13 protein-coding genes are annotated in these 10,153 nt (G+C 68.3%); 8 read left to right on the top strand and 5 right to left on the bottom strand.

Features of this window, described 5'->3' with window-relative positions; translation table 11 throughout:
• Positions 1-1,256 precede the first annotated feature (1,256 nt).
• The gene (locus QMK24_RS39510) at positions 1,257-1,796 is read right to left on the bottom strand and encodes an RICIN domain-containing protein (protein ID WP_283471736.1); all 540 of its coding nucleotides are present in this window, start codon (positions 1,794-1,796) and stop codon (positions 1,257-1,259) included.
• A 254-nt stretch (positions 1,797-2,050) separates the two neighbouring features.
• Here QMK24_RS39510 and QMK24_RS39505 point away from each other — a divergent pair, with 254 nt between their 5' ends.
• The 3 genes from QMK24_RS39505 to QMK24_RS39495 all read left to right on the top strand — a co-directional run bounded on the left by QMK24_RS39505 (position 2,051) and on the right by QMK24_RS39495 (position 3,812).
• The gene (locus QMK24_RS39505; protein WP_283471735.1) at positions 2,051-2,260 is read left to right on the top strand and encodes an RICIN domain-containing protein; all 210 of its coding nucleotides are present in this window, start codon (positions 2,051-2,053) and stop codon (positions 2,258-2,260) included.
• 190 nt (positions 2,261-2,450) lie between these two features.
• A complete protein-coding gene (locus QMK24_RS39500) occupies positions 2,451-2,924 on the top strand; it encodes a hypothetical protein (protein ID WP_283471734.1) in 474 nt (157 codons plus the stop codon).
• 54 nt (positions 2,925-2,978) lie between these two features.
• Positions 2,979-3,812, top strand: a complete 834-nt coding sequence (locus tag QMK24_RS39495) for a transposase family protein (protein ID WP_283471733.1) — start codon at positions 2,979-2,981, stop codon at positions 3,810-3,812.
• Between the two features lie 497 nt (positions 3,813-4,309).
• Here the strand turns inward: QMK24_RS39495 and QMK24_RS39490 are convergent, their stop codons facing one another.
• The 4 genes from QMK24_RS39490 to QMK24_RS39475 all read right to left on the bottom strand — a co-directional run bounded on the left by QMK24_RS39490 (position 4,310) and on the right by QMK24_RS39475 (position 6,695).
• On the bottom strand, positions 4,310-4,624 hold the full coding sequence (locus QMK24_RS39490) for a transposase (protein WP_283471732.1): 315 nt from the start codon (positions 4,622-4,624) through the stop codon (positions 4,310-4,312).
• 66 nt (positions 4,625-4,690) lie between these two features.
• Entirely contained in the window at positions 4,691-5,380 is a 690-nt protein-coding gene (locus tag QMK24_RS39485; RefSeq protein ID WP_283471731.1) for a tetratricopeptide repeat protein, read from the bottom strand.
• Between the two features lie 230 nt (positions 5,381-5,610).
• A complete protein-coding gene (locus QMK24_RS39480; RefSeq protein ID WP_283471730.1) occupies positions 5,611-5,823 on the bottom strand; it encodes a DUF397 domain-containing protein in 213 nt (70 codons plus the stop codon).
• Complete coding sequence (locus tag QMK24_RS39475) at positions 5,823-6,695, bottom strand: helix-turn-helix domain-containing protein (RefSeq protein WP_283471729.1); 873 nt, start codon at positions 6,693-6,695, stop codon at positions 5,823-5,825. The genes QMK24_RS39480 and QMK24_RS39475 overlap by 1 nt, the downstream gene beginning before the upstream one ends.
• Before the next feature lie 296 nt (positions 6,696-6,991).
• Here QMK24_RS39475 and QMK24_RS39470 point away from each other — a divergent pair, with 296 nt between their 5' ends.
• The 5 genes from QMK24_RS39470 to QMK24_RS39450 all read left to right on the top strand — a co-directional run bounded on the left by QMK24_RS39470 (position 6,992) and on the right by QMK24_RS39450 (position 10,026).
• Positions 6,992-7,672, top strand: a complete 681-nt coding sequence (locus tag QMK24_RS39470) for a bifunctional DNA primase/polymerase (RefSeq protein WP_283471728.1) — start codon at positions 6,992-6,994, stop codon at positions 7,670-7,672.
• 60 nt (positions 7,673-7,732) lie between these two features.
• Positions 7,733-8,233 (top strand): ATP-binding protein, encoded by a 501-nt coding sequence (locus QMK24_RS39465; protein ID WP_349307959.1) that lies wholly within the window; start codon positions 7,733-7,735, stop codon positions 8,231-8,233.
• Positions 8,227-8,601, top strand: a complete 375-nt coding sequence (locus QMK24_RS39460; RefSeq protein ID WP_283471726.1) for a hypothetical protein — start codon at positions 8,227-8,229, stop codon at positions 8,599-8,601. Before QMK24_RS39465 ends, QMK24_RS39460 begins: the two co-directional genes overlap by 7 nt.
• Entirely contained in the window at positions 8,601-8,909 is a 309-nt protein-coding gene (locus QMK24_RS39455; protein WP_283471725.1) for a hypothetical protein, read from the top strand. Before QMK24_RS39460 ends, QMK24_RS39455 begins: the two co-directional genes overlap by 1 nt.
• A gap of 148 nt (positions 8,910-9,057) precedes the next feature.
• Positions 9,058-10,026 (top strand): radical SAM/SPASM domain-containing protein, encoded by a 969-nt coding sequence (locus tag QMK24_RS39450; RefSeq protein ID WP_283471724.1) that lies wholly within the window; start codon positions 9,058-9,060, stop codon positions 10,024-10,026.
• Positions 10,027-10,153 lie beyond the last annotated feature (127 nt).

The raw sequence follows: 10,153 nt of genomic DNA, 5'->3' as shown, positions 1-10,153 counted from the left end.
TCGTCGACTCCATGGTGAGATAGGCCACGTCCCACCCGCCGAATACGAAACCACCCACTACCAAAACGCCCAAGAACCACAGGTCACAGCCACAATCTAGAGTCTCTACCGAACCCGGAACTGTTCAGCACTGACATCACGATGCCGAACCACCACCGACAAAAACCCGCAGATCATCACTCAGGTGCGCCGCCGCAGGCTCCAACGGCGGCGCCAGGTGGGCGGCTCACCCTCGCTCACCGGTCCGCTCAGGGGGCGCTCAGTGACCCTGCTCTGAGCGGGGAGAGTGGGCGGCTCACCCTCGCTCTCATCACCGCCCAAGGCGGCGAACAACTCACCCTCACCGCAACAGGCATCCACTACAAACTGAGCCCACACAGTAAGAGGCGACGCTGCCCGCCTCCAACAGCCAGGCGCTGCCAGTACATCGCCCGCACGCTCGTGACCAGCGGCAACGCACTCCACGTCATACCGACCGGCAACCAACTGGCCTGCACCATCACCAAAAACGTCAGCACCAAATCGGCATCTATGTCACCACTCGAATCCTCGCCCGCAACAGGCTGAACAGCAGAAACCCGATACCCACCACACTGACATCACGATGCCGAACCACCACCGACAAAAAATCGCAGATCATCACAAGCCCCAATCTAGGGTCAGGATAAAAAATCTGACGGGTAGTTAGATTCTGGCCGTCGCGTAAATTGCGGACGATTCTCGGGGCTTATTGAATTCCGCATGCCGAGTGAATTCGTCCCTATTGAAAATCGCTTTCCCTGCTCTCTGGAGGGAAAGCGATTTGCACGCGGCCAAATGGAATCCGGGCCCTACGGGTTCGGCGGGGCCGCAAGAATAGACGCATGACCGAACGTCGCGCCCTGGGCACCGGCCAGCGCCCCACAACTCCCCCTGCACAGCCCACGGCCGACCGCCGGGCCCCTCTTCGCCGCCGAGGCCCTCCCTACGGCCATCGAGACACCCACGGCGGGGCCCCCGCTCCCCCAGCCGACGCCAGCTCGGCACAGGCACGGACACAGCCGCGCGCTGACCTCCCGTCACCAGCCGACGCCAGCTGTCCGCTTGGGGCGGCCCGGCGGTACTGCCCCCGGGAACACCGGGCACCGGACCTCACCAATTCATGCCACGGCGCGGCCCCGCTCTCCCGGTACCGGGAGAGCGGGGCCGTCGGGCGCGTAGGGCGCGCCGGGGATCAGGCGGCCCAAGGGTGAGTGGCCGCGCCTGTCGTGGTGGGGTTACAACGGGGCCGGGTAGGAGATGATGTTCTCTTCGACGCTGTCCAAGCAGCCGTACAGGCGGGCCTCGGCGCCCTGGTAGAGGCCGCCCCAGGAGTTGACGCAGTTGGCGGAGGCGGAGCGCGGCTGCATCTGCCTGCCGTTGCCCTTGTAGACCCAGTTGAACGTGGTGTCGCCCCAGGATCCCTCAGAGCAGGAGTAGAGGCGCATGTGGTTGCCGGTCTTGTCGCCTCCTTCCCAGTTGTTCAGGCACAGCATGCGGCCCTGGGGGTCGTTGGTCGAGGCGCTATGGACCTCGAAGTGGGTGGAGTCCGTCTGCCGCAGCCACCAATCCTGAGCGGAGGTGCCGTTGCAACCCCAGAGCTGGACCGTGGCACCGACAACGAAGTTGCCGCCAGAGACGTCGAGGCAGTAGCCGTTGGAAAACTTGATGGGTGCCACGGTGACACCGGCGTGGGCGGTGCCAGTGCCGAGCGTGGCGGCAAGCAGCGGCGCTGCGGCGACAGCGGCGATCTTGGCTATGTGCTTGCGGATGAGCACGGGGGATTCTCCTGTGGGGATGGGGATGGGGATGGGGATGGGGATGGCGACGCCCAAAGATGCCACCCGCCGCCCGGCATCAGCACGGCGGCGATCTTGGCACTGCGCAATGTATACCAGCGAGCGGTCCGCGTTCCGCCGTCTCAGGGCAGCGAACGCATCCCGCCTTCGTCCCGAGACGCCCGCCAGAGAGTTGGGACGCCACGCGGGACGTCTCGGGCAGCCAAGTCCAACCCACCCGGGGGAACACACCCATGCTCAAGCGCCGTATAGCCGCTGTCACCGTCTCCGCCACCGCCCTCATAGCCACCGGCCTCGCCGCCACCCCCGCCAACGCCCTCAGCACCACCGGCAATCCGATCAAGCTCCAGGACAACCTCTGCCTCGACATCCCCAACGGCAACGCCGTCATCGGCGCCCAGATCCAGCAGTGGGGCTGCAACAGCACCCCCGCACAGCAGTGAGCTCGTTTCATCTTGAAGTTGCTGGTCACGGGGCTGGTGTGGGGCGCGATCGGGGTGCTCGTGCCGGTCGGGGGCGTGATCGGTAGCAGGTGATCGTCTGCCGTGTGGCGGGTTCGCAGGAATCGCGGTGTCCGGCCGCGGCGGCCTCCTACGCTCCGGGCAGGAGGATCGGTGTGGGGAGGGGCTGCTGGTGGCTGAGGTGCTGACGTGGGTGATGCAGCGGCGCATTGTGCTGGCCGAGCGCGCTGGGCAGTTGCGCAAGGAACTGGTGGAGATCGAGGCGGAGGTGGCCCGGCTGGAGGCGGCCGAGGTGGTGATCGGGCAGTTCATCGAGGCCGACCGCGCCGGCGAGGCGGACGACCCCGCCATGGACGCGGAACTGGAACGGGTCACCACGGCGCCCGGGGCGGGCGGGATGCTGCTGATCCCGCCCCGCGAGGACGGCATGGACGAGAGCGCGCTGCCCGAGGACTACCAGGCGGTCCTGCGGGTGGTGGCCGCGGCGGCGGAGCCGGTCAAGGCCGGTCAGGTGAGCGTCCAGCTGGGCAAGGGAACGCTGCCCGGCCAGGTGGAAGCGGTACGCGCGAAGCTGAAGCGGCTCGCGGAGCGGGGCTGGCTGCACCGCACCCCGGCAGGCCGTTATACGACCAGGCCGGGCCAGTAGACGTGACCGGATCACGGCGTACCCGGTGGGCCCCCAACGCAAGTTGGGGTGTCCATGTCGAAGAACTCCCAGCACGTCGAGGGCCCTGACCAACTGGTCTACCAGTGCCGCCTGCCGCTGTCGAGCACCACCCTGGACCTGGTCGCCGGCCTGATCCGCCAGCATCTGAAGAAGATCCACTCCCGGTGGCGCAAGCTGCCGCCCGGCCGCATCGCCCTGCTCGTCCTGGCCGTGCTCCGCCACGACCAGCGCCTGGCGGACATCGCCGGCGCCAACGACGTCTCCGCCTCCACCCTGCGGCGCTGGCTGCTGGAAGTCATCGACCTGCTCGCCGCCCGCGCCCCGCGCCTTGACCGCGCCCTGAAGAAGGTCACCCGCACCGGTGGCGAGGTCGTCCTGATCGACGGCACCCTCGTGCGCACCAGACGCCGCACCGGGAACGAGAACCGGCCGAACTACAGCGGGAAACACAAGGCCCACGGCCTGCTGTTCCTCGCCCTGACCGACGAGAAGGGCAACCTGATCTGGATCTCGGCGGCCCGCCCGGGACGCTCCTCGGAGATCACCGCCGCCCGCCACGACCACATCTGCGCCCACCTGCGCGCCGCCGACCTCGGCGCCCTGGCCGACCTCGGCTTCACCGGCCTGGACGACGACCCCGACCACCCCGTGATCGTCACCGGCCGCAAAGCGACCCGGGGCCACCCCCTCACCGCCGCCCAGAAAGAGGCGAACAAGCTGGTCAGCCGCGAACGCGCGGCCAACGAGCACGGCTTCGCCGACCTGAAGAACTGGCGCATCCTCACCAAGATGCGGCTGCACCCCCGTCACGCCACCACGCTCCTGCGAGCCCTGCTCGTACTGACGAACGCCGAAGTACAGCGCTGACGGACGATCACCTCCTGCCGATCACACCCCGGATCAGCATGAGCACCCCATCAACGCCGCACACCAGCCCCGTGACCAGCAACTTCAAGATGAAACGAGCTCAGTGGAACATCGTCAACGTCGACCCCACCCACTTCCTCGTCCAGAGCGCCATCAACACCAACCTCTGCCTCAACAACTCGGAAGGCGGAGACAAGACCGGCAACCACATCAAGCTCTACAACTGCGCCAACAGCGGCGACGGCTCCGTCCACTCGCAGTCCTCGCCGTCGGGCGGAGCTGGACCATGCGATGGAAGGCCGCACTCCAAGCCTTCGACATGGCATTCGACGGCCGGCTCACCGCCGGACGCCGCTAGAAATCAACCGACCGAGTTCCACCGTTCGCTGTACAGACCCGCACCCGGCACAGCCGCTGAACGCCGAAGACGCCGGCGTGGGCGGAGACGAAGTCCCAGCATGGGGTCTCCCCTGCTCGAAGAGCTTGGGGAAGGGTCCTCACTTCATCTCTTTCGCGAAATAGGCGGCTGCCCGTCGCAGGATCTCGCGCTCCCGCTGCCACTCTTTCTCGGCCTTCAGCAGCCGGGCGGTCTCCGCCCGCAACCGGGCCGGCTCCGCCTCCGCATCTCCCGGCGTCACCTTGCCGCCGTCCGCCGGGGGCCCGTCCACGTCGCGCACCCAGACGCGCAGCGTCTCGGGGTTGACGTTCAGATCGGTAGCAACGTCCCGATACGTTCGCCTGCCGGCCGAAGCCCGCCACAACGCGATCGCGTCGGACCGGAACTCCGGACTGAACTTCGAGGGCCTTGCCATGGAGACCTACACCTTCCTGGACCGTCAAGATCCATTCTCAGGTGTGTCCACACCCCGCGGGCCGCCTCAGACGGGGCCCAGCACCCGCACCCGGTCCTGCAGCAGTTCGGTGAGCGCGGCCACGGCCCCGGCCGCATCCCCCGCCTCCCCCCGCCAGGCGGCGACGTTGTGCCGGGTGGCGAGGGTGTCGGGGTGGTCGGGGCCGAGGTGGTGGCGGGTTGTTGCGGTGAGGTGCTGGAAGTGGTCGCGCGCGGCGGTGACCTGTCCGGTCTCGCCGAGGCTGTTGCCGGTGCGGTACAGCACAAGGTGTGCATCGGGCTGGTACAGGGCGTCCTCGGCGTGGCCGGTGAGAGCCTGGGTATTGGCGCGCAGGGCCTGGGCGAGGACGGTGTCGGACTCGATGGCGGGCCAGGCGGCGGTCAGGGCGTCGGCGGCGATGCGGGCGAGATCGTCGCGCTGGGCGGGGGTGAGGGTGTCGCGAACGGCGCGCTGGACGAGCTGGTGGACGCGGACGGCCTGATCAAGGCGGCACACAGCCGGTGCGATAAGGCCCGGCACACGGCCGAGGGCGCACAGGCAGCCGCGATGCAGCTCGCCGAGCAGGCACAACACGCAGCTCGTACGGCGCACGCCGAGGCGGAGACCGCCAGGCACGAGAGCGCCGAGGCACACCAGCGCGAGCAGACCGCCGCCGAGCGTGCCGCAGCGAGCGAGCGCCAGGCGCAGGACGACCGGAAGGCGCTCGCCGTGGCACACGGTCAGATCCAGGCGGCACAGACGGCACAGGCCGAAGCCGAGGAGCGGGCCGAGTGTGCCGAACGGGAGTGTGCCGAGGCACAGGTCCCGCGGACTGCTCCTTGCCGATCAGGCCCACCACCTCCCGTCGGTCGGTCGTTGAGACCACGAAGAGGCGCGGCAAGCGCCGGTGACGTGCCGAAGGGCCGGACCCAAGGATTTGGGTCCGGCCCTTCCCCTGCGCTGCCAGGTCAGCCGCCGAGGCGCCCACTCTGTACCTCCGCCACGAAAGCGGCCCACGCGCCAGCGGAGAACGCCAGGGTGGCGCCGTGCGGATCCTTGGAGTCGCGTACGGCCATGCCGGAGATGAGCGAGGCGGTTTCGACACACTCGCTCCCGGAACTGCCGCTGTAGGAGGATTTGAACCAGCGAAGATCGTCGGTAGGCGCTGTGTCGACGTGCATTAAGACCGCTCCTCGCGTGCTTCCGTGGCGAACTTCTCGCCCAGTCCGGCGATCATTTCAGATGATTGGGTAGCGCTCAGCGCTTGGGACCGTAGGTACTCGAATACCAGTCTGTGCGTTTCCAGCTCTACCGGTTTTTCGAGGTACAGAGCGCCGGACCGGTTGGACAGGTGGACTACGTCCAAGGTCGGGTCCAGATTCTTGATGACGACAAACCCTGTGGAGTCTGCCGGGTGGGCGCCGGCTGAGTACGGGAGAACCTGCAAGGTGACGTGCGGGGATTGGGTGCTGATGACCAAGTGTTCCATCTGCTCAGCCATCACCGCGTAGCCACCGACCCGGCGCATCAGCGCTCCCTCGTCGACGATGGCCCATAGGTGCGGAGGATGATCCCGCTTGAGGATGTCCTGTCGGGCCATGCGGACATCGACCATGCGCGCGATGTCATCGTCACCCGCGCGCATCTCCGACGCCTGGATGACGGCCGAGGCGTACGCGCGGGTTTGCAGAATGCCGGGGACGTACGTATTCGCCCAATGCCACTCCTCTGCCGCTTCATCCTCCAGCGTGATCAGTGGAGTGATCCAGTCCGGGATGGCATCGGCATACGCCTTCCACCAGCCCTGTACGCGCACGGTTTTCGCCAAGGCGATGACAGCCGCGCTCTCGGCTTCGGCCGCATCGTAAACGCGGCACAGCGCCTCGACGATCACCCACCGTACCGGGCCCTGGTTCCCCTCATAGCGGTGGATCGTCGCCCGCGAGACGCCGACCGCTTCGCCGGCCTCTTCCAGGCTCATCTTCTTTCGGCGCCTCAACCGGCGCAGTTCGGCACCCAGTTGGCGGCGCCGGGTCGTTGGGCCCGCTGCCATGTCATCCCCTTCACACTCTTGATCGCGCCAAGTCTCCCGACCAGCAAGGCAGACAGCAAGCGAGGCAACCGGCCACGGACCGTCAGCTCTCACCGCGGGCCCCTTTCCTCCGAATGAGCGTAAGGGATTTCCTTCATGAGATTCCCAGGAAGAGACGGGCAGTGCCATACTGCCAAGGGGCGTCACCCATGGCACTTGAAGGATTGCCCTAAGTGATCTTTCTGCTGTGAATCTCGCGTCTGCCTGCGATCGCCGGTCGTGGGCCGCCAGGAGGCAACTCACGAGGGAGCGCGGCTATGCAGTCAGTCCAGGACTTAGCCGACCCACTATCGAACCCCCGCCGCCGTCTGATGCAGGTTCAGCGGCCTCACGGCGATGACGCGTTCCGGCACCGGGCGGAGGAAGCCCGGTCGTGGACGGACCTGTACGCCTCCTATGGATGGCAGGTCACGCCGAGCTGCAACGGCCGCCGAGGGCAGGCGCCGGGCGGCCTGTCTTTGCCCCCGTTCCCGTGCCCCCTCCAGGACCTGCATCCCGAGGCCTCGCCCGGGTGGGAGAAGGAGGTCACGACCAGCCCGTACGCGCTGGACGTTCTCTGGGCCGAGCGGCCGGCTTACGGGGTGATCGCACGCGGTGGCGGTACGGCGGTCGTCGCCTCACTGGCGGTTGACGTCCTCACCTGCGATGAGGTGATCGAGCGGATGGCCCGGGTCGGCATCATCGCTCCCGTCCTGCGTACGGCGACCGTGCGGGAATTCCGTGTCATCGGGGAACGGGCCACGGTCGTGATCAGCAATGCGCCGCAGCCGCTCCCGCAGGCGCACGGGGTCACCGTCCAGGACTGGCCCCATCCCGTCCCGCTGCCCGGCGCGGCCGCGGGCGGACACGTCGAATGGGTCCAGGCCCCGGTCCCTGAGATCCCGCTGCCGCAGGCCGCCGCTGTGATGGCCGCGCTCCGGCCGCCGACCCGTCCCTGACCCCGCACACGTGCGGTCGAGACGGCCGCGCACGGCACCGCACCCGAGGAGGCCGGGCCCATGACACCGCCCGCCACATCCCAGGACCGCCCCCAGCAGGCCCCCGAGCTCCATCGCCGGCCCCGCCGTCGGCGGCGGCCGACGTCGGCGTCAGCCGGAATTCTGCTACTTCGTGAGACCGCGTCACCCGGCAAAGCGCGCGAGTGCGTGCGGGCCGCCCTGGCTGACTGGCTGGCCAGCGACGCGGAGACGGACACCGCCGTTCTGATCGTGAGTGAGCTGGTCACGAACGCGGTGACGCACACCGACAGCACGTTGATTCGTGTGGTGGCCACCCTGCTCGACGACGTGGTGAACCTTGTTGTTGCCGCCGAGCAGGCCCACGAGGGCGAGATTCGGGCGGACGTGGCGGCGGACGGCGCCGACCACGGCCGGGGATTGCTCATCGTGGAGACGACCGCGGATCGATGGGGTGTGCGCCCAATCAAGGGCGTCGGGTGTGCGCTGGCGGTGTGGGCCGAGTGCCAGCTGACCGCCGCTCCTGCGGGGACGACGTGCTGACCGCCGGCGCAGAGCGGGAGTCCGTCATTGTGCTGCCGCTGCCCACCGCCTACCGGTGCGCGCACGACGCCCTGACATCGGACGGACAACGCATCAAGTGCGCACGTCAGCCCATGGACACCCCATACGCCGCGCTGTGCTGGCTCTTGACGCGGCTCGACCAACTCGCCGATCAGGTCGAGACGGACGCAATCGGCCCCGTGCGTCTCCTGCGGCGTGACATCCCCGAGCACGGCAACGCGCTGCGGGCCCTGGCCAACGGCGAGACGTACAGCCTGTCCCTCCCGCCGGACGGCGACGGAACCCGTCACCACTTCCAGCTGAGACAACCCCCAGACTTCGACGATCAGGACAGGAGCGCGTCGTAATGTCCGTGCCCGAACCTCCGAGCCTCGCGCCGGAACTCACCACCGCCCAGCTCGCCACCGTGCGGCGTGCCGCCCAGGAGTTCGCCCGCGTGCTGGAGCGGACCGCACACGTTGTGGCACCACCGCCGGACAGTGAGCCGGCCGAAGGTGCCAGCTCAGCGCAGGTTCTGACCCGGTTCGAGTGGAGTATCGACACGGTGGCCGCCGCTCTCTTCGAGGTCTACGCCCTGGCCGTCGCCCTGGATCCGACCCTCGTCCCCCGCGTGCGCTGGACACCGACGCCCAGCAGTACCAGCGCCGCCCAATGAGCCGGGGCCGTCCGTGTCGACAACGCCTCCCCGCCGAGCTCGCGGCGTCCCCTTCCGAGCCGCCGCCCGTCCCAAGACCCCCGTCAGGGACGGGCGGCGGCAGCCCGTACCTCCACATCCACCCGCCCCGTCAGAAAAGGAGCACGACATGTCCGTGACACTCGAATCTCCCGCCACAACTCGCCCCCTACAGCGGCTCGCGCTAGACATCACCCGAGCCTGCCAAGCCCAGTGCACCCACTGCTACAACCAGTCCGGTCCCCAGGGCACGGCGGGGGAGATGACCCGCGAGGACTGGCTGTCCCTCCTGGACCAGGCCGCCGCTCTCGGCGTGCGGCAGGTGCAGCTCATCGGCGGAGAGCCGACACTGCACCCGGACCTGTCCGACCTGATCACGCGCGCCGTCGACCACGGGATCGCCGTCGAGGTCTTCACCAACCTGATCCACGTGAGGGCAGCGCTGTGGCCGGTGCTGCGGCAGCGCGGCGTCACCCTGGCCACCTCCTACTACAGCGACCAGCCCGAAGAGCACGAAGCGATCACCCAGCAGCGCGGTTCCTACCGCCGCACCAAGGCCAACATCGCCAGAGCACTCCTCTACCGCATCCCCGTACGCGCCGCGATCGTCCACGTCCGCGAAGGGCAGCACGCCGACGAGGCCGCCGCCCAGTTGCGCGAAATGGGCGTGACGAACATCCGCACCGATCGACTCCGCGAGATCGGCCGTGGCGCCGACACCGACGACACCCACCAGCTCACCGAGCTGTGCGGACAATGCGCCCGCGGACGCGCCGCAGTACTCCCCAACGGCGAAGTAGCCGGATGCGTGATGTCCGGCAGCATGCTGACCGCCGGCAACGCCCGCACCACGCCGCTCGCACAGATCGTCACCAGCCCGCAATGGGCCGCCCTCACCGCAGCCATCCCGCAGCCGCTCGCAGGCGCCCACGACGCGTGCACGCCCGACTCCTGCACCCCGAATGAGGATTCGTGCCAGCCCTCTCCCGGCAACATCCCTTTCGGCGAACTCGCCTACACGGTCACGGCCTGTGGCCCGGACCAGGACGGCTCCGACTGTGCGCCGGCCGAACAAGAGGCCTGCGGGCCCTCCTACTGAACTGAGAGTGCGGTTCGCGCCGTGATGCCCGATTCGCGATGAGGTCTGGGTGAGGTGCCCTGCTCGGTGGGGTGGGCTGGTGTTCAGGGGCGGGGCTGGGTGAACAAGCCGGGCTCGGGCTCGGTGA

Origin of the sequence: Streptomyces sp. PH10-H1, assembly GCF_030063355.1 — a bacterium.
GTDB lineage: Bacteria > Actinomycetota > Actinomycetes > Streptomycetales > Streptomycetaceae > Actinacidiphila.
The sequence above is the reverse complement of the archived record's forward strand: the minus strand, read 5'-3'. Positions and strand labels throughout refer to the sequence as shown.